Origin of the sequence: uncultured Oceanisphaera sp. (assembly GCF_947495715.1) — a bacterium.
Taxonomy (GTDB): Bacteria; Pseudomonadota; Gammaproteobacteria; order Enterobacterales; family Aeromonadaceae; genus Oceanimonas; species Oceanimonas sediminis.
Genome location: NZ_CANLZU010000022.1, coordinates 1 through 25,435, shown reverse-complemented (window position 1 = coordinate 25,435; position 25,435 = coordinate 1). Strand labels below are relative to the sequence as shown.

23 protein-coding genes are annotated in these 25,435 nt (G+C 58.6%); 16 read left to right on the top strand and 7 right to left on the bottom strand.

The annotated features are described in order from the left end of the window. The first annotated feature begins 301 nt into the window (after positions 1-301). Together Q0753_RS13925 and Q0753_RS13920 are read left to right on the top strand one after the other, a co-directional pair. Positions 302-1,288 (top strand): rhodanese-related sulfurtransferase, encoded by a 987-nt coding sequence (locus Q0753_RS13925; protein WP_298722300.1) that lies wholly within the window; start codon positions 302-304, stop codon positions 1,286-1,288. A 147-nt stretch (positions 1,289-1,435) separates the two neighbouring features. Continuing rightward, a complete protein-coding gene (locus Q0753_RS13920) occupies positions 1,436-2,317 on the top strand; it encodes an EamA family transporter (protein ID WP_298722294.1) in 882 nt (293 codons plus the stop codon). A 3-nt stretch (positions 2,318-2,320) separates the two neighbouring features. On the opposite strand, the gene rarD is transcribed toward Q0753_RS13920, so the two are convergent. Continuing rightward, positions 2,321-3,211, bottom strand: coding sequence for an EamA family transporter RarD (gene rarD, locus Q0753_RS13915; protein WP_298722291.1), 891 nt, complete (start codon positions 3,209-3,211; stop codon positions 2,321-2,323). 291 nt (positions 3,212-3,502) lie between these two features. On the opposite strand from rarD, the gene Q0753_RS13910 reads away from it, so the two are divergent. Beyond that, positions 3,503-4,366 carry a hypothetical protein gene (locus tag Q0753_RS13910; RefSeq protein ID WP_298722288.1) on the top strand — a complete coding sequence of 288 codons (864 nt, stop codon included), beginning with the start codon at positions 3,503-3,505 and terminating at the stop codon, positions 4,364-4,366. A gap of 20 nt (positions 4,367-4,386) precedes the next feature. Here the strand turns inward: Q0753_RS13910 and Q0753_RS13905 are convergent, their stop codons facing one another. Continuing rightward, positions 4,387-5,118: a UTRA domain-containing protein gene (locus Q0753_RS13905; protein ID WP_298722287.1), complete on the bottom strand. Its 732-nt coding sequence runs from the start codon at positions 5,116-5,118 to the stop codon at positions 4,387-4,389. Positions 5,119-5,303: 185 nt separating this feature from the next. Here Q0753_RS13905 and Q0753_RS13900 point away from each other — a divergent pair, with 185 nt between their 5' ends. From Q0753_RS13900 to Q0753_RS13850, 11 genes are all read left to right on the top strand, one after another. Further along, positions 5,304-6,356, top strand: coding sequence for an extracellular solute-binding protein (locus Q0753_RS13900; protein WP_298722284.1), 1,053 nt, complete (start codon positions 5,304-5,306; stop codon positions 6,354-6,356). A gap of 2 nt (positions 6,357-6,358) precedes the next feature. Next, entirely contained in the window at positions 6,359-7,162 is an 804-nt protein-coding gene (locus Q0753_RS13895) for an alkaline phosphatase family protein (protein ID WP_298722281.1), read from the top strand. A 146-nt stretch (positions 7,163-7,308) separates the two neighbouring features. Beyond that, positions 7,309-8,151, top strand: a complete 843-nt coding sequence (locus tag Q0753_RS13890; RefSeq protein WP_298722278.1) for an ABC transporter permease subunit — start codon at positions 7,309-7,311, stop codon at positions 8,149-8,151. Then, positions 8,144-8,935, top strand: a complete 792-nt coding sequence (locus Q0753_RS13885; protein WP_298722276.1) for an ABC transporter permease — start codon at positions 8,144-8,146, stop codon at positions 8,933-8,935. Before Q0753_RS13890 ends, Q0753_RS13885 begins: the two co-directional genes overlap by 8 nt. After that, a complete protein-coding gene (locus Q0753_RS13880; RefSeq protein WP_298722273.1) occupies positions 8,935-9,951 on the top strand; it encodes an ABC transporter ATP-binding protein in 1,017 nt (338 codons plus the stop codon). The genes Q0753_RS13885 and Q0753_RS13880 overlap by 1 nt, the downstream gene beginning before the upstream one ends. Then, a complete protein-coding gene (locus tag Q0753_RS13875; RefSeq protein ID WP_298722270.1) occupies positions 9,951-10,607 on the top strand; it encodes an HAD family phosphatase in 657 nt (218 codons plus the stop codon). Before Q0753_RS13880 ends, Q0753_RS13875 begins: the two co-directional genes overlap by 1 nt. Before the next feature lie 60 nt (positions 10,608-10,667). Then, entirely contained in the window at positions 10,668-12,437 is a 1,770-nt protein-coding gene (locus tag Q0753_RS13870) for an EAL domain-containing protein (protein ID WP_298722268.1), read from the top strand. Between the two features lie 236 nt (positions 12,438-12,673). After that, the gene (locus Q0753_RS13865) at positions 12,674-13,693 is read left to right on the top strand and encodes an amino acid ABC transporter substrate-binding protein (RefSeq protein WP_298722265.1); all 1,020 of its coding nucleotides are present in this window, start codon (positions 12,674-12,676) and stop codon (positions 13,691-13,693) included. 130 nt (positions 13,694-13,823) lie between these two features. Next, positions 13,824-14,999, top strand: coding sequence for an amino acid ABC transporter permease (locus tag Q0753_RS13860; RefSeq protein ID WP_298722263.1), 1,176 nt, complete (start codon positions 13,824-13,826; stop codon positions 14,997-14,999). A gap of 1 nt (position 15,000) precedes the next feature. Next, the gene (locus Q0753_RS13855; protein WP_298722260.1) at positions 15,001-16,101 is read left to right on the top strand and encodes an amino acid ABC transporter permease; all 1,101 of its coding nucleotides are present in this window, start codon (positions 15,001-15,003) and stop codon (positions 16,099-16,101) included. A gap of 40 nt (positions 16,102-16,141) precedes the next feature. After that, entirely contained in the window at positions 16,142-16,870 is a 729-nt protein-coding gene (locus tag Q0753_RS13850; RefSeq protein ID WP_298722398.1) for an amino acid ABC transporter ATP-binding protein, read from the top strand. A gap of 230 nt (positions 16,871-17,100) precedes the next feature. On the opposite strand, the gene Q0753_RS13845 is transcribed toward Q0753_RS13850, so the two are convergent. The 3 genes from Q0753_RS13845 to Q0753_RS13835 form a co-directional block, all read right to left on the bottom strand. Continuing rightward, positions 17,101-17,388: a ferritin-like domain-containing protein gene (locus Q0753_RS13845; RefSeq protein ID WP_298722257.1), complete on the bottom strand. Its 288-nt coding sequence runs from the start codon at positions 17,386-17,388 to the stop codon at positions 17,101-17,103. Positions 17,389-17,523: 135 nt separating this feature from the next. Then, positions 17,524-18,675: an L-threonine dehydrogenase gene (yiaY, locus tag Q0753_RS13840; RefSeq protein WP_298722253.1), complete on the bottom strand. Its 1,152-nt coding sequence runs from the start codon at positions 18,673-18,675 to the stop codon at positions 17,524-17,526. Positions 18,676-18,820: 145 nt separating this feature from the next. Continuing rightward, entirely contained in the window at positions 18,821-20,338 is a 1,518-nt protein-coding gene (locus Q0753_RS13835) for an aldehyde dehydrogenase family protein (RefSeq protein ID WP_298722250.1), read from the bottom strand. A 290-nt stretch (positions 20,339-20,628) separates the two neighbouring features. Between Q0753_RS13835 and Q0753_RS13830 the strand changes: the two genes are divergently transcribed. Next, positions 20,629-22,395 (top strand): sigma-54-dependent Fis family transcriptional regulator, encoded by a 1,767-nt coding sequence (locus Q0753_RS13830; RefSeq protein ID WP_298722247.1) that lies wholly within the window; start codon positions 20,629-20,631, stop codon positions 22,393-22,395. Here the strand turns inward: Q0753_RS13830 and Q0753_RS13825 are convergent. Together Q0753_RS13825 and Q0753_RS13820 are read right to left on the bottom strand one after the other, a co-directional pair. Beyond that, complete coding sequence (locus Q0753_RS13825) at positions 22,392-23,474, bottom strand: methyl-accepting chemotaxis protein (RefSeq protein WP_298722244.1); 1,083 nt, start codon at positions 23,472-23,474, stop codon at positions 22,392-22,394. The two genes, Q0753_RS13830 and Q0753_RS13825, sit on opposite strands and share 4 nt — an antisense overlap. A 168-nt stretch (positions 23,475-23,642) precedes the next feature. Next, on the bottom strand, positions 23,643-24,320 hold the full coding sequence (locus tag Q0753_RS13820; protein WP_298722240.1) for a L,D-transpeptidase family protein: 678 nt from the start codon (positions 24,318-24,320) through the stop codon (positions 23,643-23,645). Positions 24,321-24,520: 200 nt separating this feature from the next. On the opposite strand from Q0753_RS13820, the gene Q0753_RS13815 reads away from it, so the two are divergent. Then, on the top strand, positions 24,521-25,054 hold the full coding sequence (locus tag Q0753_RS13815) for a hypothetical protein (RefSeq protein ID WP_298722237.1): 534 nt from the start codon (positions 24,521-24,523) through the stop codon (positions 25,052-25,054). Positions 25,055-25,435: the final 381 nt, after the last annotated feature.

Genomic DNA, 25,435 nt, shown 5'->3' with positions numbered 1-25,435 from the left:
CGTGACATGCCATGGCCGGAAAATGCTCCTGCCGTTCCGTCATTCCCGCCATCCCTGGCGGTCAGATGGCATGTCCGAGCCTACATGGAGGTACTCGTAGCGTGTCGAGGGAAACGACTGTGTTACCTCTGGATCACAGGCCTAAAAGATGATCAGTTCCTTACCGGGATTGGTATAAATAAGCAACGGATACATGCAGGCACAAATATTTGCTATTATGCGCGCCCTGTCAGGTCATGCTCTGCGAGTGTGACCCCGAATTTTTGCTTGATACAGCGCACGGCCGGCGCTGGAGGAAACCATGTCTCAGTTTGTTGTTTGTGCCCTCTATAAATTCGTTACCCTGGACAACCACGAAGCGCTGCGCGAACCGCTGCAGAGCATGATGGAGTCCGAGCAAATCCGCGGCACCCTGCTGCTGGCGGCCGAGGGCATCAACGGCACCGTGGCCGGCTCGCGCGTCGCCATCGACCGGCTCAAGGCCTGGTTTGATGCCGATGCCCGTTTCAACGGTATCGATTACAAGGAGTCGCTCAGCGAAGAGCAGCCTTTCTACCGCACCAAGGTAAAACTGAAAAAGGAAATCGTGACCCTGGGCGTGGAAGGCATCGATCCCAAGCGGGTGGTCGGCACCTATGTGGCGCCCAAAGACTGGAACGCGCTGATCTCGGATCCGGACGTGGTGTTGGTGGATACCCGCAACGACTACGAAGTGGATATCGGTACCTTCAAGGGCGCGCTCAATCCCAATACCGAGAGCTTTCGCGAGTTTCCCGAGTACGTCAAAAACAATCTGGATGCCAACAAGCACAAGAAAGTGGCCATGTTCTGCACCGGCGGCATTCGCTGTGAAAAAAGCACCGCCTATCTCAAGGAGCAGGGCTTCGACGAGGTGTATCACCTGCATGGCGGCATTCTGAAATACCTGGAAGAAGTGCCGGAGCAGGAGTCGCTGTGGCAGGGCGAGTGCTTCGTGTTCGACAATCGGGTCACGGTGGATCACCAGCTGCAACCGGGCCAGTACCAGCTGTGCTCCGCCTGCCGGGCCCCGCTGTCGCCGGATGATCTGCAAAGCCCGCATTACCGGCATGGCGTGAGCTGCGCTCATTGTCATGATCAGCAGACGCCGGAACAAAAGCGCCGCTACGCCGAGCGCGAGCATCAGCTGCAACTGGCCAGGGCCCGGGGCCAGGCCCACATCGGCAGCGATGCGGTGGCCAATGCCGAGCAACGTCGGGCAGAGAAGCAGGCGCGCAAGCTGGAGCAGCAGCAAAAGAATAAAGCATAGTGAGGAGTGAGAGGTGAGAGGTGAGGGGTGAGGGGTGAGGTGAAAAACACCAGAGCCTGAAGGTCTGGCCCGAACTCCTCACGCCTTACACCTCACACCTCACGCTTTTCCCCTCACACCTTACCCTTCACACTTCACGGCCATTACATGCTCTGGATCCCCTTTACCCTGTTCGCCGCCCTGATGCAGGCCTGGCGCAACGCCTTTCAAAAACAGCTCAGCCAGAGCCTCGGCGCCACCAGCGTAACCCTGGCGCGCTTTATTCTGGCCGGCCCCATTGCCGCCACTTATCTGTGGCTGCTGTATCGCTGGCAACCCCGGCAACCCCTGCCCGACTTTTCCGTGCCCTTTGCCGGTTACATAGTGGGGGCCGCGCTTTGCCAGATCCTGGCCACCGCCCTGATGGTGCGGCTGTTTCAGTTGCGCAACTATGCGGTGGGCGTGGGACTGGCCAAGAGCGAGGCCATTCTGGCGGCGGTGCTGGGGGTGTTCTTTTTCGGCACTTCCCTCACCGGGCTCGGCTGGCTGGGCGTGCTGCTGGGTGGCATGGCGGTGTGGTTACTGAGCGGCCTGCACAGAGCCGCCGGGGCGGTATCGCCGATGACGCTGTTGCTTGGCCTCGGCAGTGGCCTGGCCTTTGCGCTGACCTCGCTGTGGGTGCGGGAAGCCAGCCTGCTGCTTGAATTGCCCTTTCCCTTCTCCGCCGCCTGGGTATTACTGCTGGTGATCGGCCTGCAAACCCTGCTACTGGTGGGCTGGCTGGGGCTTCGCGATCCCGCCAGTCTCGTGGGCCTGATTCGCCGACCCGGCCTGACCGCTCTGGTCAGCCTCACCAGCTGCCTGGGATCCATCGGCTGGTTCAGCGCCATGAGCCTGGAAAGCGTGGCCCTGGTCAAGACCCTGGGCCAGATCGAGGTGCTGTTTACCCTGCTGATTTCCGCCTGGTACTTCAAGGACAAGCTGGCCCGTCACGATCACCTGGGGCTGGCTCTGATCGTCATCGCCGCCGTGTGCGTAATGTGGGCCTGACGGTTAATCGAACGGATAGCGCCGAAACGCCAGCAGCTTGCGCACCCCTTCCAGCACCAGCAAGCCCACCGCTATCCAGATGGCGATATAGGTCGGCCACTCGGCGTCCGAGATACTCTCGCCCAGCACCAGCGACACCACCACCAGCAAAATTGGCTCCACATAACCGAGCAGGCCAAACAGGCTGAACGGCAGACGACGGCTGGCCAGAATGTAGCACACCAGCGCCAGCGCACTGATCATGCCCAGCCCCAGTACCAGCAGATACAGCAGCGGTCGCTCGCCAAAGGCGGCCAAAGGTGCATCAATCGACAATACAAACCAGGCGGCGACGGGAATCATCAACAACATGTCACACCAGAGACCGCCCAGGTTGTCGGTACCCAGCCAGCGGCGCCAGACGAAATACAGCGGATAACCGATGGCCACCACCAGGGTTTCCCAGGAAATACCGCCGGCCTGCCACAGCTCGTTGCTCACGCCCACGGCGGCACAGGCCACCGCCAGCCACTGCAACCGGGTCGGGCGCTCCTGATAGACAAAACGGCCGATGAGCACCAGCACCAGTGGCATCATGAAGTAGCCGAGCGACACCGGCAGCCCTCGCCCGTTGATGGGCGCCCACATGAAGATCCACAGCTGCACCCCCACCAGGGCGGAAGACAAGGGCAAGCCTATCCATAATAACGGGCGGCTTTTAAGCTGGGAAAACAGCGAGATCACCAGCCGCCAATCACCACTGTAAAGCAGAAACAGACCGACACAGGGCATGGTCAGCAGCATGCGCCAACCGAACACGATTTCGCCGCTCAACGGCGTCATCAGGCTGGCGTAGTAATACAACAGCGCAAACAACACCGACGAAAATACCGACAGCGCAACACCCTTGGTCACTCTGATTCTCCCCTTTATTTAACTGTATGGTCAATTTTGCGGGCAGCTTAACAGTTTGAAGGTGAAATTTTGAGCTGATTATCAAAATAAAATAAGAAAGTGCGTCGGTTAATTTGACTATATACAGCATGCTTAACTGCTCATAACCTCATTAACAGTGATCATTACAAGTTTCACATTACAGCAACTATCCAGGGTGACGTTGACGAACGACATGACTGCCGAATTTTCACTTGCATCCGACGCCAGTGTCGTTATAACGGCTGTTCTACTTCCATCCGGATAAGTGTGATGCGCCCTGTTTTTCCTGCTCTGTTCGTGCTGTTACTGGCCGGTTGTGTAGCCGCCCAGGGGCCGCAGCTCGAACTGGTGCCGGTGGCCGACTTCCCGTCCAGCCTGGCGGAAACCTCGGGCCTGGCCCGCTGGCAACAAGGCTTTGTCAGCCATAACGACAGCGGCAACGACCCCGAGCTGTTTGTGCTGAACGATGCCGGCAACCTCACCGCCCGGCACGCCGTGGCCTTGGACAATCATGACTGGGAAGACATTGCCGTGCACGAGAGCACCCTGTATCTGGCGGATATCGGCAACAATGGCGGCCGACGCCAGGGTCTGCGCATACTGCCGCTCGTCGCCAACGGCAAGCACCTGATCCCGCAAACGCCGGTCAAGATCCGTTATGCCGAGCAGCACGACTTCCGGCCGCCCCGCCACCAGCACAATTTCGACGCCGAGGCGCTGACCTGGGTCGAAGACGAGCTGTGGCTGCTGACCAAACGCTGGCTGGATCAGCAAACGGCGGTCTACCCGCTGTCTCCCGGCGTCACTCCGGCCCTGCTGAGTGAACGGCAACGGCTGAATACCGGCATGCTGGTCACCGGGGCCGATTATGATACGAACACTCAAACCTTGCTGCTGGTCGGCTACAGCCGTAACTGGTTTATCCGCCGCGCCTGGCTGTGGCTGTATCCGGTGCGGGACGGCCGTGTCGATGAAGCCGGTGGCCGCCGTTTTATCCTGAGCCGCAGCGGCCAGTTTGAAGGCATTGCCCTCGGTCACGACGATGCCATCTACTTCACTCGTGAAGGGCACGCCACCAACCTGTTTCGCAGCCGACTGCCGCTGACAACCTTGCTGACCGACACGCCACACTGAGCCATTCCCCCTCGGCGTGATCAGCCGGAAAAGGCCGGCTCCTGGCTGTCGATGCGAATGCGCACCGCATCGTGACGCCAGATTTCGCGGTCGCAGTCGATGATCCGGCCCTGTTGATCGTAATTGATACGGGTGACCGCCAGCACCGGGCTGCCTTCGGCCAGACTGAGCGCCCGGGCCGCCTCGCCGCGGGCGGCAGTCGGGCAGATATCGAACCGGGAGCGACCGTAACGCAGGCCATACTGATGCTCATACAGCCGGGTCAGCGACTGGCTCAGATCCTGCTCGCCGATAGCGGGAAAATACTCGGGGATCAGATAGTGCTCGGTATAGAGCACCGGCCGCCGGTCGATACTGCGCAGCCGGCAGATGCGCGTCAGCCGGCTAAGCGGTGCCAGCGCCATGTCGGATACCAGCTCGGCCGGGGCCAGCACCGTTTCGCAACTCAGCACCCGGGTGGTCGCCACCCGCTGTTGTGCCGCCACCAGCGCATGAAAATGAGAGCGGCTGACCGGGTTGTAAACCAGCCGGGGGCGAGACACAAACCAGCCTCGCCGCTCTTCCCGATAGATCAGCCCCTCGGCCTCCAGATGATGCAATGCCTCTTTCACCGTGATGCGGGTGGTATCAAACAAGTCAGCCAGTTCCCGCTCGGCCGGTAGCTTGTTGCCTGCGGCCAGCGTCTGACTGTTCAGTTGTTGTCGTAACGCCCCAATAATGGCGGAGCTTTGTGTGGTCCTTTGTTCGCTCATGCTCTTGGTATAGTCCAGATAATATTCATGCCAGTGTCACATCGATTTATGACAGCAAAATGATCTGATTACTGGGTAAAGATACGGCGAAAACTCATTTTTCCGCCATAAAAGTGTCGTAACACTGTCACAAACCCGCTCTAACATCGGCTTCGAACCTGACCTAGTCCAGAGGATTGGAACCGATGAAGACGATACTGAAAACCTCAAGTCTGCTTGCCCTGGCCCTGAGTACCACTCCGGTACTGGCCACCGAACTCGACGAACTGGAAAGCAAGGCCCGCGCCGAAGGCAAGGTGTACAGCGTCGGCATGCCCGACAGCTGGGCCAACTGGAAGGACACCTGGCAGGATCTGGGTGACCACTACGGCATTCAGCATCAGGATACCGACATGAGCTCGGCCCAGGAAATTGCCAAGTTTGCCGCCGAAAAAAACAATGCCACCGCCGATATCGGTGATGTGGGTGCCGCCTTCGGCCCCATCGCCGTGCGCCAGGGCGTCACTCAAGCCTACAAGCCCTCTACCTGGGATGAAATTCCCGACTGGGCCAAAGACAAAGACGGCCACTGGATGCTGGGCTACACCGGCACCATCGCCTTTATCGTCAACAACGAGCTGGTCACCAAGGCGCCGACCTCCTGGCAGGATCTGCTGAATGGTGACTACCAGGTCACCGTGGGTGACGTGGGTGTCGCCGCTCAGGCCAACAGTGCCGTGCTGGCCGCCGCCTTTGCCCAGGGCGGAGACGAGTCCAATATCAAGCCGGCCCTGACGCTGTTTGCCGAGCTGGCCAAGCAGGGCCGCCTGTCACCGGTAGACCCCAATATCGCCAACCTGGAAAAAGGGGAAGTGGAAATGGCGATACTGTGGGACTTCAACGCCCTCAGCTACCGGGATCAGATCGACCGCGACCGCTTTACCGTGGTGATTCCCAGTGACGGCTCGCTGATTTCCGGCTACGCCACCATCATCAACAAGTATGCCAAGCATCCCAACGCCGCCAAGCTGGCCCGGGAATACATACTGAGCGATGCAGGGCAAATCAACCTGGCCCGCGGCTATGCCCGCCCCATTCGCAGCACCGTTACCCTGCCCGCCGATGTGCAGGAAAAACTGCTGCCCAACGACATGTATGCCGCGGCGCGGCCCATTGCCGATCAGGATGCCTGGGAAAAGAGCACCCGCACCCTGTCCCGCCAGTGGCAGTCTGCCGTTCTGATCCACCAGCAGAGGTAAACATGAACAAGGTCATACTCGTCGTTATCGACGGCCTGGCCTACGAGGTTGCCCGGGATTGCCTGGGCTACCTTCAGGGCCTGAACGAAGCCGGTCGTATGACCGGCTACCAGATGCAATGTGAACTGCCGGCGGTGTCCCGCCCCCTCTACGAATGCATTCTCACCGGTACCCGGCCGGTAGACAGCGGCATACTGAATAACGACATGGTTCGCCTCAGCACCCAGCAGAGCATTTTCTCTCTGGCGCGTCGGGCGGGACTGACCACGGCGGCGGCCGCCTATCACTGGGTAAGCGAACTGTATAACCGGGCCCCTTATCAGCCGGTACGGGATCGCTTCACCCAGGATCCGGAGCTGCCTATCCAGTACGGGCTGTTTTATTCCCGGGACCACTACCCGGACTGCCACCTGCTGCAGGACGCGGAGATCCTCAGAACCCGGTTCGACCCGGACTTTCTGCTGATCCACCCCATGAACACCGATGATGCCGGCCACAAATTCGGCCTGGACTCGCGCCAGTACCGCAACAGCGCCCGCCGTTTCGATCTGCTGCTGGCCGATTACCTGCCGCGCTGGCTGGATGAAGGCTATCAGGTGTTGATCACCAGCGATCACGGCATGAACCGGGATCACAGCCACAGCGGTATTTTGCCGGAAGAGCGGGACATCCCCCTGTTTGTGGCCGGCCATGCCTTCAGCCATGACGCCGAGGCTCAACCGCGGCAGCTTGATCTGTGCGGCACCATCGCCAGTCTGCTGGGGGCGGCGCACGACAAGACCGAGTGCGAGGGGCTGCTGGCATGAATGATACAGTCACCATGATACCGGGTCAGGGGAATGACAGGAGTCAGGCAAGCCGACCGTCGGCGCCAGGGATGGCGCCGCCCGAGCGCCCATGGACGGGTTCACAGCGAGTCGGCGGGCTGAACCTGTCACTCCCCTGTTCCCCAGTGGCAACCAGACCCGCCGCCTGGCGGCGCGGTCTGCCGCTGCTGTGGTTGCTGCCCTTTGCGGTGGTGTTCGGCCTGTTTCAGCTGGCACCGATGCTCTGGGTGCTGATCAACAGCTTTCAGGCCGGCGGCGACTGGAGTCTGGCCAACTTTCGGGAGATCATAGACTCCCCCTTCTATCGCCAGTCTTTCGGTAACAGCATCGATCTGGCGGTCTGGTCCAGCCTGCTGGGGTTGCTGATCGCACTGGTCGGCACCGCGGCGCTGCGTCAGGTGCCGGGCAGGCTACAGGATGCGGTGGTGGCCTTTACCACCATGGCCAGCAACTTTTCCGGCGTGCCGCTGGCCTTTGCCTTTATCGTGCTGCTCGGCATGAACGGCGCCGTGACCCTGCTGCTGCGTGATGCCGGTTTGATCGAGGGCTTCAACCTCTACTCCCGCAGCGGGCTCATTATTCTGTATACCTATTTTCAGATTCCGCTGGCCATACTGCTGCTGTACCCGGCCTTTGACGGCATTCAGAAAGACTGGCGCGAGGCCGCCGCCCTGCTCGGCGCCCACCCCTGGCAATATTGGCTGCGGGTGGTACTGCCGGTGCTGACCCCGGCGCTGCTCGGCACCTTTATCATACTGCTGGCCAATGCGCTGGGTGCCTATGCCAGTACTTTTGCGCTGATGACCAGCAACTACAATCTGGTCACCATTCAGATCTCGGCCCTGGTCGCAGGCGACATCTTCCTCGAGCCCCAGCTGGCCGCCGCCCTGTCGTTGCTGCTGATGGTGTTGCTGGTGCTGGTCACCGCCGTCAATCAATGGATTATCAGCCGGAGTCGTTATGAATAACTCGTGCAGGGCCCCGCTGCCGGCCCGCCTGACCGTGGCCGGGCTGGTGCTGCTGCTGGCCATGCCCATCGTCATCACCCTGATTTATTCGCTGTCTGCCCAGTGGGGCGCCCATATTCTGCCCAGCGGTTTTACCCTCGACTGGTATCTGAACCTCTGGTCGGACAGCCGCTTTCTGGCCGCCTTCGGTCGATCCTTGCTGGTGTGCCTGGCCGCGCTGCTGTTCAGCCTGCTGCTGATACTGCCGACCCTGTTCGTGGTGTTCTACTATTTCCCCCGGCTGAAAGGCGTGATGAACATGGTGATACTGCTGCCGTTCGCGGTGCCGCCGGTGGTGTCGTCGGTCGGGCTGCTGCAGCTTTATGCCGGCGGTCCCCTGCCTCTGGTTGGCGGCCCCTGGATCCTGATCTTCTGCTATTTCACCATCAGTCTGCCCTTCATGTACCGGGCGCTGGCCAATAACCTGGAGGCCATCAAGCTGCCGGATTTGATGGACGCGGCGCATCTGCTGGGCGCCGGCACCACCCGTGCCTTTTTGCAGCTGGTGTTACCCAATATCAGAAACGGCCTGCTGGCCGCGCTGTTTCTGTCTTTCTCTTTTTTGTTCGGAGAGTTCGTGTTCGCCAACATGCTGGTGGGCACCCGCTTCGAAACCCTGCAGGTTTACCTGTACAGTCAACGCACCAACAGTGGCCACTTTACCAGCGCCATGGTGATGTCTTATTTCCTCTTTATCGGCCTGGCGACCTGGTTCGCCCTGCGCCTGCAAAAACGGAGCGCCTGATGCATTATCTGGAAGTCGCCAATCTGAGCAAGTCCTTCAACCAGACCCCGGTGTTCAACGACATCAGTTTCGATATCAGCCAGGGCGAATTCATTACCCTGCTCGGCCCTTCGGGTTGCGGCAAGTCCACCCTGTTGCGCAGCCTGGCGGGACTGATCACCCCGGACCGGGGGCAGATCCGCGTCGCGGGTGAAGACATTACCTGGCTCAAGCCGCAACAGCGGGGCATCGGCATGGTGTTTCAAAGCTATGCGCTGTTTCCCAATCTGACGGTGGCCGGCAACATCGCCTTCGGCCTCAAGATGCAACGCCTCGATGCCAAAGACATCAAACGGCGGGTAGCCGAAGCGGTAGAGCTGGTCGGGCTGGAAGGTCGCGAAAGTTATTACCCCGCCAGCCTGTCCGGCGGTCAACGCCAGCGCGTGGCCCTGGCCCGGGCGCTGGTGGTACGGCCGCGCATTCTGCTGCTGGACGAGCCCTTGTCGGCGCTGGATGCGCCGATTCGCAAGCACCTGCGCGAACAGATCCGCGCCATTCAGCAGCAGTTGAAGCTGACCACCGTATTCGTGACCCACGATCAGGAAGAAGCGCTGATCCTGTCGGATCGGGTGTTCGTGATGAACAAGGGGAAGATTGTGCAGGCCGACACCGCCGAAGCGGTCTATACCCGCCCCGCCAATGACTTTGTGGCCGGTTTTATGGGCAACTACAATCTGCTCACTTCCGAGCAGGCACGACAGCTGCTGGGGCTCGACATTCGAGGCCGGCTGGCGGTTCGCCCCGAGTCCATTTATATTCGTGAACCCGGCCGCGACTACGGCCCGGCCATGACGACGCCGATCACCGCCTCGGTCACCAGCCACCAGCTGCTGGGCAACGTGATCCGCTATCGCATCCAGGCCGCCGGCTGCCTGCTGACGGTCGACCGGCTGAACCGGGGCGCCGACGCCCTGCTGCCGGCCGGCAGTCCACTGGAGCTGATATTCAACAGTAACGAACTGAAGGAAGTTGCCTGATGGAACTGGCCATTTTTGATTTGGATGAAACCCTGATTGCCGGCGATTCCGCCAGCCTGTGGCTGGCCTTTCTGGTACGGCGCCAGCTGGCCTCCACCGATATTCTGGAACGGGAACACGCCCTGATGAAGGATTACTATCAGGGCCGAATGGACATGGCGGCCTACATGGAACTGACCCTGGCCCCCATTAAAAACTGGCAGCACCGGGATCTGGCGCCACTGGTCGACGAATTTGTCGAGCAGGACATACTGCCGCTGATCTACCCCGCCGCGCTGGAGCGGCTGGCCTGGCATACGGCTCGGGGCCACCAACGGCTGATTATTTCGGCCACCGGCGAGCATCTGGTCAAACCCATCGCCCAGCGACTCGGGGTGGATCATGCCATCGGTATTCAGCTCGAGTGTCACGACGGCGTCTACAACGGCCGTACGCACGGTGTGTACAGCTATCAACAGGGAAAGCTGACCCGGTTGCAAGCCTGGCTGGCCATGCAGCCTCAAACGCCGAACATGACGTATGGCTACAGCGACTCGCCAAACGACCTGCCGTTGCTGGAATTCGTGCACCGGGCCGCCGTGGTCAACGGCAGCGAACGCCTGCTTCGCCTTGCCGCCGAACGGGGTTGGGAGCGGCTCAACTGGCATTTGTCATGATCGGGTACCAATGACTCCCCTGTCATATCAGTTTCATATAGTCGTCATACACTGCCGCCCATGATTAAAGCCAATGGTGCCCCGATGACGGTGATGACCTGTGTGAACGACTCCCTCGCCTCCCTGATAGTTCAGCGGCGACTGCATGCGGTATTCCAGCCTATTGTCGATACCCGACAAGGCCGGATATTGGGTCATGAAGCCCTGATCCGTGGCCCGGCAGGGCACCCGCTTGAATATCCCGGCGCCCTGTTTGAGGAGGCCCGGGTCACCGATATGCTGTCCGAACTGGATCTGGCCTGCCGGGAAGCCGCCATGCTGGCCTATTGCCGGTTGCAGCTGGAAGGCCTGCTGTTTATCAACGTCAACCCCAATGTGCTGCTCGACAAGCAGCACCCGCGGGGCTGGACCGGGCAGATGGCACAAGAGCTGGGCATTCCGGCCAGTCGCATCGTGATCGAGTTGTCCGAGCAGTATCCCATTCAGGATCCGGATGGCCTCAAGGTGGCCGTCGAGCGCTATCGGGAATTCGGCTTTCGCATCGCCATCGACGATCTCGGAGCCGGCTATTCCGGACTCAAGCTCTGGTCCGAAGTCCAACCCGACTATGTGAAGATAGACCGCTACTTCATTCAGGATATCGATCAGGATCCGATCAAGCGCGAGTTCGTGCAGAGCATCACCACCCTGGCGCGCGGCATGCAGTCGAGCATTATTGCCGAGGGTATCGAAACCCGGGAAGAGCTGCAGCAGCTGCAGCGCATGGGACTGTATCAATGTCAGGGCTATTATCTGGGGCGGCCCAGTGCCGCTCCCCAGTGTCTGCCACGCTCACCGAATACCGACGTTCCCCCCGGCCCCCTCAGCCGCCACAAGGAAACCGTGGCCATGCTGGCCCGTCCCGGACACAGCGTACATATCGACGTCACCATTCAGCGGGTCTTCGAGATACTGCTCGCCAACAGCCGGCTGCAATCGCTGCCGGTACTGGAACACGGCATGCCGGTGGGCATGCTGCGCCGGGAAAAAATCATGGAGCTGTTTTCCGGCTCCTACGGTCGGGCACTCTACGCCAATAAAAGTGCTCGTCATGCCATGGACAACCCGGTCATGGTGGACTGGCAAACCTCGCTGGAAACCGTCAGCGGCCTGATTACCGACGATGATGACATGTCGGCGCTGCCGCATTTTATTGTGACTCGTCATGGCCAGTACTACGGCCTGGCCTCGGTACGCGACCTGCTGCGCAACATCACCGAGCAGCGCCTGCTGCATGCCAGCTATGCCAACCCGCTGACGCTGTTGCCGGGCAATGTGCCAATTTATCGGGAAATTGACCACGCCCTGCAGCAACAGCGTGACTTTCATGTGGCCTATTTCGATCTCAATCATTTCAAGCCCTATAACGATGTCTACGGCTATGCCGAGGGCGATCGGGTCATTCGGTGGGTTGCCCGGCTGTTTCAGGAAATCATCGTCGGTGCCGGCCAGTTTCTTGGTCATGTCGGCGGCGATGACTTCGTGGCGGTGTTCGATCAGCGCTGCGACTGGCAAGCCTTGTGCGAACAAGTACTGCAACGCTTCGATCGAGAGATACCGAGGTTCTACCGGGCCGAAGACAAGCTGCGCCAGGGCATATTCGCCACCGCCCGTAATGGCGAACCGCAATTTTATCCCCTGCTGGGACTGGCCATCGGGGTGGTGGCGCCGGATGCTCAATACTGCCATTCCCATCACGACGTCGCGGCACTGGCCAGCGATGCCAAGCATCAGGCCAAGCAGCATCCTCACAGCCACTGCCTGCTGAGTACACGACGCGCACCAGGCTGACATCACTGCCATTCCGTGATTCCCTCGCGCTGGCACAATAAATCAAGCGGTTGTTTTTTATACAAAAACAGCCGCTTTTTGCTTACCTCGTCGTACCCTCCACACATTTCGGAAACTTTTACTGCTCATTAACAAAACATTTTTTTCTTTGTGCTAATACTCTAAGGGAGCATGCGTTTTTATGCCTTTTGGTAATCAAAGCTATCAACTCGAAAAGACACAAGAGGAAGTGACATATGACAGGCAAAGGAAGAACGGCTTTTCTGGTGGCGGCGACCCTGACCGCAGGACTGTCTCAGGCCCAGGCGGCCACCCTGGATTCCGTCAAGGAACGGGGGATGCTCAAATGCGGGGTCAACAGCGGTCTGGCCGGTTTTTCCATCCCGGATGACAAGGGGGTATGGAAGGGTCTGGATGTGGATTTGTGTCGCGGCATTGCCGCCGCCATTTTCAACGATGCCGGCAAGGTGCAATATATTCCGCTCAACGCCAAGGAACGCCTGACGGCCCTGCAGTCGGGCGAAATCGACGTGCTGTCCCGTAACACTACCTGGACCTCGAGCCGGGATACGGAGCTGGGGGTCAACTTCACCGGGGTCAACTATTACGACGGCCAGGGCTTTCTGATCAACAAGGGCCTGGGGGTCACCAGCGCCAGGGAACTGGATGGCGCCGCCATCTGTATCCAGTCGGGTACTACCACCGAGCTGAACGTGGCCGATTACTTCCGCAAGCACGATATCAGCTATACCGCCGTGGTGTTCGATACCTCGGATCAGACGGTACAGGGGCTGGAAGCCGGCCGTTGTGATGTGCTGACCTCGGATTTGTCCCAGCTTTATGCCCTGCGCACCAAGTTGTCCAAGCCGGACGAGGCGGTGGCGCTGCCGGAAGTGATTTCCAAGGAGCCACTGGGGCCCTCGGTACGCCAGGGCGATGATCAATGGTTCAACGTGGTCAAGTGGACCCATTTTGCCATGGTCAACGCCGAAGAGCTGGGTATCACCAAGGCCAACGTAGACAGCATGAAAGGCGGTAACAACCAGGATGTGCGTCGTCTGCTGGGGGAAGACAGCGACTTCGGCAAGGGCATGGGTCTGCCGAAAGACTGGGCGTATCGCATCATCAAGCAGGTCGGCAACTATGGTGAGGTGTTCGAGACCAACGTCGGCCAGGATTCTCCGCTGAAAATCGATCGCGGCCTGAACGCACTATGGACCGAAGGCGGCCTGCAATACGCACCGCCGATCCGCTAACCAGGCTTCATCGCCGGCAGGCACACCTTGCCGGCGATGTTTTTTTATCAGGCACCCTGAGTACCTTGTTAGAAAATGGGGCGGCGCCGAGGCGTCGCCCACCTTGCTCACCACTTCGAGGATTGGGCTTATGTCCTCATCGGCGAATCATGATGTTAAATTCTGGCGGGATCCGGCCAAACGCGCCCTGCTGTTTCAGGTGATATTGCTCGCCATTGTGGCCGGCTTCATCTGGTTTATTGTCAACAACACCCTTTCCAACCTCAGTACTCGCGGCATTACTACCGGCTTCGGCTTTCTCGATGATCCGGCCGGCTTTGCCATCGCCCAGTCGCTTATTCCCTACAGTGAAGTCGACAGCTACGGCCGTACCTTCGTGGTGGGTCTGCTCAACACGCTACTGGTGTCTTTTCTCGGCATCATCGGCGCCACCATACTGGGTTTTATCATCGGCGTGGCCCGGTTATCCCGCAACTGGCTGATCTCCCGCCTGGCTTCCGCCTACGTCGAGCTGTTTCGCAACATACCGCTGCTGCTGCAGATGTTTTTCTGGTACTTCGCCGTGCTGCGCACCCTGCCCAGTCCGCGCGACAGCCTGAATATCAGTGACAGCGTCTTTCTCAACGTGCGCGGCCTCTATCTGCCCGAGCCGCTGCCCGGCTCCGGCTTTCACTGGATCTGGGCGGCGCTGCTGCTGGCCATTGTGGCTACCGTCTGGCTGGTTCGCTTTAATCGGCGCCGTCAGGAAGCCACCGGTCGTCGCTTTCCCGCCGGCTGGATGTCATTGGGGCTGATTATCGGCCTGCCCCTGCTGACCTTCGCGCTGCTTGGTGCTCCGCTGGACTGGGGCTATCCTGAACTGCGCGGCTTCAACTTCCGCGGTGGCATGACCATCATCCCCGAATTTCTGGCGCTGTGGCTGTCGCTGACCATTTATACCGCCGCCTTTATCGCCGAAATTGTTCGCTCGGGCATTCAGGCGGTATCGCACGGCCAGACCGAAGCGGCCCACGCCCTGGGCATCAAGGACAGCCTGACGCTGCGTCTGGTGGTTATTCCGCAGGCGATGCGGGTGATTATTCCGCCGCTGACCAGCCAGTATCTCAACCTGACCAAGAACTCCTCGCTGGCCACCGCCATCGGTTATCCGGATCTGGTCTCGGTGTTCGCCGGCACCACCCTCAACCAGACCGGCCAGGCCATAGAGGTGATCGCCATCACCATGCTGGTGTACCTGACCATCAGTCTGACGGTGTCCTTCTTCATGAACTGGTTCAACAGCCGCATGGCGCTGGTGGAGAGATAATATGTTCAAAGATACCCTCACGCCGCAACGCGCAGCCCCCCTGGCCAGTACCGGGCTTATCGGCTGGCTGCGCACCCGGCTGTTTTCCGGCCCCATCAACAGCTTGTTCACGCTGGCCGGGCTTTATGCGCTGTATCTGCTGCTGGTGCCCATTATCGACTGGGCCTTTATTCGGGCAGACTGGGTTGGCGGCAGCCGGGATGCCTGTGTCAGTGGCGGTGCCTGCTGGGTGTTTATCGGCAACCGGCTGCAGCAGTTCACTTACGGATTTTATCCCTCGGATGAAATCTGGCGTATCAACCTGACCTTTGTGCTGTTTGTGCTGCAGCTGTTGTGGCTGGCCCTGCCCCGCATGCCCGCCAAGATGTGGCTGGCGCCGTTTATGGTGCTGGTGTTTCCCTTTATCGCCTACCTGCTGCTCTATGGTGGCTGGTTCGGGCTGACGGTGGTGCCCACCCATCAGTGGGGCGGGCTGACCCTGACCTTGATCATCGCCATCGTCGGTATTATCGCCGCCCTGCCCATCGGTACCCTGCTGGCCCTGGGCCGACGGTCGCAGATGCCGATTGTACGCAGCCTGTCGGTGGTGTTTATCGAATTCTGGCGCGGGGTACCACTGATCACCGTGTTGTTCATGTCGTCGGTGATGCTGCCGCTGTTCGTGCCCGAAGAACTCACCCTCGACAAGCTGGTCAGAGCCATGATCGGTATCATCTTCTTTCAGTCCGCCTACATGGCGGAAGTGGTTCGTGGCGGTCTGCAGGCCATTCCCAAGGGACAGAGCGAGGCAGCCTCGGCACTGGGTCTGAACTACGGCAAGACCATGCTGCTGATCGTGCTGCCCCAGGCGCTCAAGATGATGATACCGGGTATCGTCAACACCTTTATCGCCCTGTTCAAGGACACCAGTCTGGTGCTGATCATCGGTCTGTTCGACCTGCTGGCTATCGTACAGGCCGGTCTGGCCGATCCTAACTGGCTGGGTTATGCCACCGAAGGTTATGTGTTTGCGGCACTGGTGTTCTGGGTATTCTGTTATGGCATGTCCAAATACAGCCAGTACCTGGAGCGCAAGCTGCACACCGGCCACAAGAAACGCTAGTTATTGGAGTGGAAGAATGGAAACACAAAACAAGGAAGCCATGGTCACCCTGCGCGGCGTCAACAAATGGTACGGCGACTTTCATGTGCTGCGCGATATCGATCTGACCGTTGCCAAGGGTGAGCGTATTGTCATTTGCGGCCCTTCCGGCTCGGGCAAGTCGACCCTGATCCGCTGCATCAACCGGCTGGAAGAGCACCAACAGGGCGACATCATCGTCAAGGACACGCCGCTGACCAACGACGTCAAGCATATCGAAACCATCCGCCGGGAAGTGGGCATGGTATTTCAGCACTTCAACCTGTTCCCCCACCTGACGGTGCTGGAAAACTGTACTCTGGCCCAAATGTGGGTGCGCAAGACCCCGAAAAAAGAAGCCGAAGCAGTGGCGATGGCACTGCTGACCCGGGTCAAGATTCAGGAGCAGGCCAAAAAGTACCCGGGGCAACTGTCCGGCGGCCAGCAGCAACGGGTGGCCATTGCGCGCAGCCTGTGCATGAACCCGGAAATCATGCTGTTTGATGAGCCCACCTCGGCGCTGGATCCGGAGATGATCAAGGAAGTGCTGGATGTGATGATCGAACTGGCGGAAGAAGGCATGACCATGATGTGCGTGACCCACGAAATGGGCTTTGCCCGTACCGTGGCCGATCGGGTTATTTTTATGGACGAGGGACAGATCATCGAAGAAAACGATCCCGAAACCTTCTTCCATCACCCGGAATCGGAGCGCACCAAGCTGTTTTTAAGCCAGATTCTGGGGCATTGATTCGAAATAAAGGTGAGGAGTAAAGGGTGAGGCGTGAGGCGTGAGGCGTGAGGCGTGAGGCGTGAGGCGTGAGGCGTGAGGCAAAATTGTAAGGCGCCGCTTCAGCCGGCGCAAATCTGAAAACAACGCCATATCTGCGGCATTGGCACCGTCTGATCCGGCAGCTGAAGCGCCGGCTACAAAAACACCCCGATGCTCCCCCTCACCCCTCACCCCTCACAGTATGAAAATCAGTGATCGCAGATATCGCCTTTGGTGAACAGATATTCCTTCAACTCCTTGTCCAATACCCGATCCCGGCGCCGGATCCACTCCAGCACCATGGCGGCGTGTTCTTTTTCTTCATCCCGGTTGTGCGCCAGAATCGCCTTTAATTGCGGATCCTTGCAGGCATCGACTCTTTGGTTATACCAGTCGACCGCTTCCAGCTCTTCCATCAGCGAGGTAATGGCCCTGTGCATGTCGCGGGTTTCATCGCTCAGCTCATCAATGGGTTCATGATAGCCTTCGTTTGCCATGGCATGGCTCCTTAAGTGACCAGAAAATATAGCAATATTGACTGTTACTCAGTCTGGTAGACGATGGGGATTTTGCAAATAGGAGGGGGCAGTTCTACAGGAAAAAGCCCCGCCGAATGGCGGGGCTGACAAGGATTAATAGGCCGCCTTGAAGATGGCAACCACTTCCTCAAAACTTGGCTGTATCGGGTTGGTCAGACCACAGGCGTCTTTCATGGCGTTGCCGGCCAGGGTTTCGAAGTCTTCTTCTTTTACGCCCAGACCGGCCAGGCCGGAAGGAATACCCACCTGCTCCGCCAGCGCCACAATCGCCTCGATACAACGAGCGGCGCCCTGTTCATGGCTCAACCCCTGCACATCCTGCCCCAGAGCTGCCGCAATATCGGTCAGACGGGCGCTGGCCGCCTGGCTGTTGAAACGCTGCACATGGGGCAGCAGAATGGCGTTACAGACGCCGTGGGGCAAGTCGTAGAAGCCGCCCAACTGGTGCGCCATGGCATGCACATAACCCAACGAGGCGTTGTTGAAGGCCATGCCCGCCAGCAACTGGGCGTAAGCCATCTGGTTGCGGGCGGCCATATCCGTGCCGTCGGCCACCGCCTGCGCCAGGTTTTCACCGATAAGGGTGACGGCTTTCAGGGCACAGGTGTCGGTGATGGGGTTGGCGGCGGTAGACACATAGGCTTCGACCGCGTGAGTCAGCGCATCCATGCCGGTGGCGGCGGTCAGCGATTTGGGCATCTTCTTCATCAGCTCGGGATCATTCACCGACATGATGGGGGTCACATGCTTGTCGACGATGGCCATCTTGATGTGGGTCTTTTCATCGGTAATGATGCAGAAGCGGGTAATTTCCGAGGCGGTGCCGGCGGTGGTGTTGATGGCCACCAGCGGCAGCTGCGGCTTAGCCGACTTGTCGACGCCTTCGTAGTCACGAATGTCGCCGCCGTTGCTGGCCACCAGGGCAATGCCCTTGGCGCAGTCGTGAGGCGAGCCGCCGCCGAGCGAAATCACCAGGTCACAATGGTGCTTACGCAACAGGGCCAGGCCCGCTTCCACGTTGCCGGTGGTGGGATTGGCCTGCACCTGATCGAAGATGCTGGCCTGAATATCCTGTTTGGCCAGCGCCTGCTGCAGCTGACCGGCATAACCCAGCTCGACCAGCGGCTTGTCGGTCACGATCAGCGCATGGCGGTAGCCGGACTGACTGAGTTCGGCCACTGCCTGATCCACGGCACCGGCGCCGATGACGTTAACCGAAGGCATATAAAAAGTTGCTGTGCTCATATTGTTATCTTCCTTGTTCATGATAAGAAAAAGCGTCAGGCGCTGAGTCTGAACAGCGTCCTTCAGGCAGTGCCATGTAAGTCCTTATCAGACTTTACCGGCACTGTCTCTACAGGGTGTTACTCCAGATCATGTTCGGTTCCGATCAGAAGAAACCGAGCGGATTGCTGTCGTAGCTCACCAGCATGCACTTGGTCAGCTGATAGTGATCCAGCATCATCTTGTGGGTCTCGCGGCCGATACCCGACTTCTTGTAACCGCCAAAGGCGGCATGGGCCGGATAGGCGTGGTAACAGTTCATCCAGATACGGCCGGCCTGAATACCCCGGGCCATGCGGTAGGCGCGATTGGTATCCCGGGTCCAGAGTCCGGCTCCCAGGCCAAATTCGGTGTCGTTGGCAATGGCCAGCGCTTCGGCCTCGTCCTTGAAGGTGGTCACCCCCACTGCCGGGCCGAAGATTTCTTCCTGGAAAACCCGCATCTTGTTGTTGCCCTGGAAAATGGTCGGCTGAATGTAGTAGCCGTTTTCCAGCCCGTTGATTTGGTTGGCCTGACCGCCCAGCAACATGTTGGCGCCTTCGTTGCGGCCAATTTCCATGTAACTGAGGATCTTGTCGAACTGCTCGCGAGAGGCCTGGGCGCCGACCTGGGTCTCGGTATCCAGCGGGTTGCCCTGCTTGATTTGACGGCCACGCACCAGTACCCGCTCCATGAACTCGTCATAGATGCTTTCCTGCACCAGTGCCCGGGACGGACAGGTACAGACCTCACCCTGGTTGAAGAAGGTGAGCAGCATGCCTTCGATGCACTTGTCGACAAACTCCGGCTCATGGCGCAGCACGTCTTCGAAGAAGATGTTGGGCGACTTGCCGCCCAGCTCGACGGTAGAGGGGATCAACCGCTCGGCAGCCGCCTTCAGCACATGCTGACCCACCGGGGTCGAGCCGGTAAAGGCCAGCTTGGCAATGCCCGGATGACGCAATATCGCCTCCCCGGCCTCCTGACCAACCCCGTTTACCACGTTGATCACGCCAGGCGGCAACAGATCACCAATCAGTTCCATCAGCACCAGAATGGAGGCCGGGGTCTGCTCGGCGGGCTTGAGCACGGTACAGCAGCCCGAGGCCAGTACCGGCGCCAGCTTCCAGGCGGCCATCAGCAGCGGGAAGTTCCAGGGAATGATTTGCCCGACCACGCCCACCGGCTCCTGAAAATGGTAGGCGGCGGTGGTGGCATTCAACTCGGCGGCGCTGCCTTCCTGCGCCCGAATGGCACCGGCAAAATAACGGAAATGATCCACCACCAGCGGAATATCGGCGGCCAGGGTCTCGCGTACCGCCTTGCCGTTATCCCAGGTCTCGGCCACCGCCAGCATCTCGATATTCTGCTCGATACGATCGGCGATGCGCAGCATTACGTTGGCCCGATCGGCCACCGCGGTTTTACTCCAGGTCACAAAGGCCTGCTGCGCCGCCTGTACCGCCAGATCCACATCCTGGGCATCGGAACGCGGCACCTCGCAGAATACCGCCCCGTTCACCGGCGACACGTTTTCCATATAACGGCCATTGATTGGCTCGCGCCACTCACCACCGATAAAGTTCTGATAGCGGGACTTGAAGTTGACCACGGCACCGGTCTGGCCTGGTTGCTGATATATCATGCTGCTCTCCTTGCTGATAAAGGGATCGTTGAGGTTGATACCGGACAGTGCTTGTCCGATGCTTACCTCTGAGACGTACTCTATAAGGTCGGCTGCAAAGTCGATGCCAGTTGTAACGGAACGGCGCAATTAAGTTACAAAGCCGTTACATTAACGGCAGCGGCAAGCTACCCTAATGAATCCATTGCTCTCCGCTGGCCGCCAGAGTGTCCGAATACGGAACAGGGTGTTCTGTACAGGTGTTCAGTTTCTTAACAGGTGTAACCATGACTACAAGGATAAGTACAACGATGGCGCTTCATCAGCCTCAGGATCCGTATTTACTGGAACGTTCATGGCAACGCAGCCGGGACTATGGCCTGAGCCGGCACAGCCGGGTGGATCGCCTTTGTCTGCTTCGACCGGACTTGCAGCAAAGAAAGCAGCAGCATGCGCAGCTATTACGCTACCTCAACAGCAGCCTGCCGCTGTTCGAGCAGTTGCAACAGGGCCGTCGCTGCCGACTGCTGTTTGCCGACGCCGAAGGCACCATACTGTTTAGCGCCGGTGATCCCTACTTCGGCAACAAGGCGCAGAAGATGGCACTGGCCAACGGTGCCAGCTGGCACGAGCAGAGCATGGGCACCAATGCCATCGGCACCGCCCTCAGTGAACAAAAAGAAATCTGCATACTGGGGCAGCAACATTTTCTGGCCGCCAATCACGGCATCGGTTGCAGCGCCAGCCCGGTGCTGTCGCCCAGTGGCGAGCTGCTGGGCGTCATCGACATCTCGAGCGAAATGGGCGAGCACAACCAAGACATGCTGCTTACCGCCCGGCTGATGGCGCAGGCGGTAGAAAATGCGTTGGTGATCAACCAGCAGGACACCCACTGGATCCTGAATCTGGCGCCCGACGCCGGTAGCCTGCAACAGCCCTGGTCCGGCATTATTGCCCTGCGTGAAGACGGCAAGCTGCTGGGCGCCAATCGCAGTGCACGCAACTGGCTGCAGGAGCTGGACATTCCCACCATGTTAAGCGAGCTGAAACAGGGCGAGTTGACGCCGCTGGGTCAGGGCATGGCGTTGCTCAGCCGCCAATCCCGAAGCCCGTCGGTCGCCCCCGCCAAACCCTCGCCGCAGGCAACGTCTGCTGTTCCCCATGAAGTGACCGCACTCAAGCTGATGGCCCGCCGGATACCGCTGCTGGTACAGGGCGAAACCGGTACCGGCAAGGATCATCTGGTGCGCCGCCTGCACCGGGCCAGCCGACGGGCCGACGGCCCCCTGGTGGCGGTGAACTGCGGTGCCCTACCCACCGACTTGCTGGAAGCCGAACTGTTCGGTTATGTCAGCGGTGCCTTTACCGGGGGCAGCAAACAGGGTCGCCCCGGGTATGTTCGTGCCGCCCATCAGGGCATTCTTTTTCTGGATGAAATTGGCGAGCTGCCGCTGGCGGCACAAACCCGGTTGCTCCGGGTATTGCAGGAAAAAACCGTCACACCGCTCGGCAGCCATGTGCCGGAGCCGGTGGACTTTCAGCTGATTGCCGCCAGCCACCGAGATCTGGCCGCCATGGTCGAGCAAGGCGAGTTTCGCCAGGATCTGTATTTTCGAATAAAGGGGTTCAAGCTCACCTTGCCGCCGCTGCGGGAATACAGCACTGAGGATTTCAACGGGTTAATCAACACCTTGCTGAGTGAGCTTCAGCAAGACGCCCCTTTTTCGGAAGAAACGGTTGCGGGTGAGTCAAGGTTGGGAGAGGTCGTTCTGGATGAAACGGCGCTGCAGACACTGAAAGCATACGCCTGGCCGGGCAATATCCGCCAGTTAAAGCAACTGCTGGAGGTGGCCCTGGTGCTGGCCGACGGCAACCGAATAGATCTGGAGCACCTGCCCGAGCTGCCGAGGTGCGACGGCCCGGCCCCCGGCCACACAAGGGATTTAAAATCCCTTGGTGATCAACTGATAGAGCAAACGCTAAAGGAGTGTAACGGCAACGTCAGCGCCGCCGCACGGCAGCTAAACCTGAGCCGAACCACCATTTATGCCCGGCTCAAGGCGCTCAAAAACTGCTAGCGCATCACCTCGTATTCCAGCTCGGATAACGCGCGGGTAACATTCAGGCTCGCCTGCTCCATGGCCTGCAGACATGCCAACCCGCGTTGCTGATCGTCGGCGGCAAACGCCTGCAACGCCCGGGCTCCTTCGCTGTGCACCGCCTGGTGACAGGATTCAATTTTTTTGAACGCCGTAAAGTGGCTATACGACTGGGCACCCCGCCCCTGATAATACCATTTGCCCAATCGACACTCGGTATGTGTACTGACCGTCTGTTCAAACTGTCCGGCTTCGATGCGCTGATAGATATCGTTTTTCCATACCGCGTGATCCAGCTTGACCGCTTCCAGAAACGCCGCCGCGGCATTACGTTTGATCACGCTCCGCATGCCCTCAGCATGACGCAGCACCTCGCGGGTTACCTCGTCTATTTGCTGAGCCGATGCCGATATTTCATCGGTACTTTCCAGTGACTGCCCCACCACGCTGTTGATGGCCTTGCTCTGTTCCAGTACCTGCTGTACCAGGTTATTGATATGGCCACTGGCATCATGGGCCTTACCGGCCAGGTTGCGTACCTCGTCGGCAACCACTGCAAAGCCTCGTCCCTGCTCGCCCGCTCGTGCCGCCTCAATGGCCGCGTTAAGAGCCAACAAGTTGGTCTGCTCGGATATTTCCTGAATGACTGCCACAAAATTACTGATTTTAGCGGCGGTATCGGTCAATACCGCCGCACTGTCGGCACTGTGGCTGACTTCGGTACTAATCATGGCGGAACGCTGCTTGAGGACGTCGGTCGCCCTGTAGGTATGCTCGAAGACGCCTTCCATTTCGGTCAGCTTTTCCTGCTCTTCCAGCAAGGTCTCGGCGTTAGACACCATGCCCTCGCGAATAGCGCTCAGCATATCCGAACCTTGCAATACCACCTGTACCAGCTGTTGCGATAGCTGCCGGGCAGCCTTATGGGTATTGATTTCGACTTTCAGTGCGGTGATCTGGCTTTCTTTTGCCGAAAGCCGAGTCTCATAATCCGCCACTTTTATCGCCAGTTGCTGTTCCAGCTCCTGTACTCGCTTTTTTGCCTTGGTAGCAAACATAATCACCTTTCATCTCGTCAATATTTTTTGCTAAAGATATTCAGCAAAACATAGCCAGAACGAATCAATTAAAAAATATATTTATGGCCGCTTTGTGACTTTCGAGACATAAAGCAATGATTATCTGAATGTAACCGGACCAAAACAAGCTCGCCAGCCGCCGCACATTTAAATGTCGCCTTTGGGGTACTTGGCAAATTCACGGGAAATATCCGCATAGAGCTCTACCGCCCATCGAGGCAGATTGGATGCAAAGCCATCCAGTGGCTGGCGGCGCGGATCATGCGGGGCTATCACCACCGAGGCCTGCTCGGTACCCACGGTATTCACCAGCACAAAGAGCTCTTCTACTGCGATGTCACCTACGGCCAGACAGCCGGTCGACTGCGCCTTGCCGTGAATGTAGATGTCCCCCCCCGGATTGGTACGGCCTTCTTTGGCGGCGCGCATCAGATCATAGGAATTGGGGTAATCCAGTCGCATCGACAGGTGAAACCGGCTGTTGGGGTTAAGGTGGGTAATACGATAAATACCTTCGGGCACCTGCTTGTCCCCTTCCCGCAGCTTGGGGCCCGGCCCTCCGCTGGCCTTGCTGATGGGATAACGGCGAATAAAGGTAAAATCACCCTCGTTACGCGCCCACAGCTCCAGCGCTTTTTCTTCCTTGGTGGCCAGCAACACGATTTCTTTGGGCGGATAGCTTACCTCGGCACGCATAAAATAAGGCTTCATGCGTACCTCGGCCAGATAGCCATAAGAAGCCACGACATTCTCTATGGTGCCGTGATGATTATCGGCGACAACCGAGGCGGGATTGACTAAAGCACCCAAAATCAGGGCTGGCACAGTGAATCCTCGTAAAAGACGCATAAGTAATCATAAACCCGAACAAAAACCGATAACTCAATGATAGCCCGAGCCTGGGTCCGTTGTAATCTGTCGCATCAAAATAATATCGGCCTGATCTCGGCTCACACACCGGTGAATCTTGTATTAGGATAAAATAACACGCGATCAATTCGTGCTAAAAGCCATTGGAGTTTAGGATGAACCCATGCCTTATTGCCTTGCCCATTCTGTTACTGACCGGCTGTACGCCCCTGAAATCATTACCTTACTTCAATAGATCCGAGCCCATCTCGGCCCAAACACCCGGCGTGGCCATTACCCGCGACCAGTCACCCAGACTCGCGAGCCTGTCTTTTTTCTCCGACACCCGCTTTACCGCCAACCATGCCGAACCATGCGTTCGAGAGCTGATATCCGTACCGGAGCAGGAAGCCGGGATTGTGCAGTATTCAGGCAACGACGTGCTCACGACGGAAGGGTTGCTGGTAGTAGATAAAAGAGAACTGGGTCTGCTGCCAAGCCGCTATCGGATACGCTTTCAACTGGCGGCTCTGGGTCAGCTTAACGGCACCCGCTACGGTTTTAGCCGAATACGGGTGGCCAGAAAAGATGCGCTGGGTCTCGACAACCATGACTTTATACCCATCCCCCCCGCCGGCCAGACGACCCAACAGGTATACCGGGAACTACGGCGCTTGTATCAGCAACTGGATGCCTGTATGGCGGGGTAAGATTGTGCCGCAATAATGCCATCGCCGGGTGCTATCGGGGAAAGGTCGAAGTGTCAAAAATACGAGGGAGTATAACGTTAAGATATGTTGCCGCCGTTCATCTTCTGCTTCATTCAGCCACGGCTTGTCGTCGGCCAACAGGTGCCGTTCAAAGGCCATCGCCTCCCCTTTGGTGGTGAACAGCCGACGCACCCGCCGACCGTTCCGCCCTTCCGGGAACACCTGTGCCTGCCACTTGCCTGAGGGTAATTTTTTTAACTGCCATAGTATGTGCGAGACATTACTAAAAGATGCTATTACACATCTCAGAGATCCCCTCATTTTTATTGCTCAGATAATGCCGAAGATGCGCTTGTATAATTTGTGCTGTGACAGATAGTA

Bases quoted from the DNA above. Each gene is read 5' to 3' on its own strand.
- Q0753_RS13925 (WP_298722300.1), top strand. From the start codon at position 302: ATGTCTCAGTTTGTTGTTTGTGCCCTCTATAAATTCGTTACCCTGGAC.
- Q0753_RS13920 (WP_298722294.1), top strand. From the start codon at position 1,436: ATGCTCTGGATCCCCTTTACCCTGTTCGCCGCCCTGATGCAGGCCTGG.
- Q0753_RS13910 (WP_298722288.1), top strand. From the start codon at position 3,503: ATGCGCCCTGTTTTTCCTGCTCTGTTCGTGCTGTTACTGGCCGGTTGT.
- Q0753_RS13905 (WP_298722287.1), bottom strand. From the start codon at position 5,118: ATGAGCGAACAAAGGACCACACAAAGCTCCGCCATTATTGGGGCGTTA.
- Q0753_RS13900 (WP_298722284.1), top strand. From the start codon at position 5,304: ATGAAGACGATACTGAAAACCTCAAGTCTGCTTGCCCTGGCCCTGAGT.
- Q0753_RS13895 (WP_298722281.1), top strand. From the start codon at position 6,359: ATGAACAAGGTCATACTCGTCGTTATCGACGGCCTGGCCTACGAGGTT.
- Q0753_RS13885 (WP_298722276.1), top strand. From the start codon at position 8,144: ATGAATAACTCGTGCAGGGCCCCGCTGCCGGCCCGCCTGACCGTGGCC.
- Q0753_RS13880 (WP_298722273.1), top strand. From the start codon at position 8,935: ATGCATTATCTGGAAGTCGCCAATCTGAGCAAGTCCTTCAACCAGACC.
- Q0753_RS13875 (WP_298722270.1), top strand. From the start codon at position 9,951: ATGGAACTGGCCATTTTTGATTTGGATGAAACCCTGATTGCCGGCGAT.
- Q0753_RS13870 (WP_298722268.1), top strand. From the start codon at position 10,668: ATGATTAAAGCCAATGGTGCCCCGATGACGGTGATGACCTGTGTGAAC.
- Q0753_RS13865 (WP_298722265.1), top strand. From the start codon at position 12,674: ATGACAGGCAAAGGAAGAACGGCTTTTCTGGTGGCGGCGACCCTGACC.
- Q0753_RS13860 (WP_298722263.1), top strand. From the start codon at position 13,824: ATGTCCTCATCGGCGAATCATGATGTTAAATTCTGGCGGGATCCGGCC.
- Q0753_RS13855 (WP_298722260.1), top strand. From the start codon at position 15,001: ATGTTCAAAGATACCCTCACGCCGCAACGCGCAGCCCCCCTGGCCAGT.
- Q0753_RS13850 (WP_298722398.1), top strand. From the start codon at position 16,142: ATGGTCACCCTGCGCGGCGTCAACAAATGGTACGGCGACTTTCATGTG.
- Q0753_RS13845 (WP_298722257.1), bottom strand. From the start codon at position 17,388: ATGGCAAACGAAGGCTATCATGAACCCATTGATGAGCTGAGCGATGAA.
- yiaY (WP_298722253.1), bottom strand. From the start codon at position 18,675: ATGAGCACAGCAACTTTTTATATGCCTTCGGTTAACGTCATCGGCGCC.
- Q0753_RS13835 (WP_298722250.1), bottom strand. From the start codon at position 20,338: ATGATATATCAGCAACCAGGCCAGACCGGTGCCGTGGTCAACTTCAAG.
- Q0753_RS13830 (WP_298722247.1), top strand. From the start codon at position 20,629: ATGGCGCTTCATCAGCCTCAGGATCCGTATTTACTGGAACGTTCATGG.
- Q0753_RS13825 (WP_298722244.1), bottom strand. From the start codon at position 23,474: ATGTTTGCTACCAAGGCAAAAAAGCGAGTACAGGAGCTGGAACAGCAA.
- Q0753_RS13815 (WP_298722237.1), top strand. From the start codon at position 24,521: ATGAACCCATGCCTTATTGCCTTGCCCATTCTGTTACTGACCGGCTGT.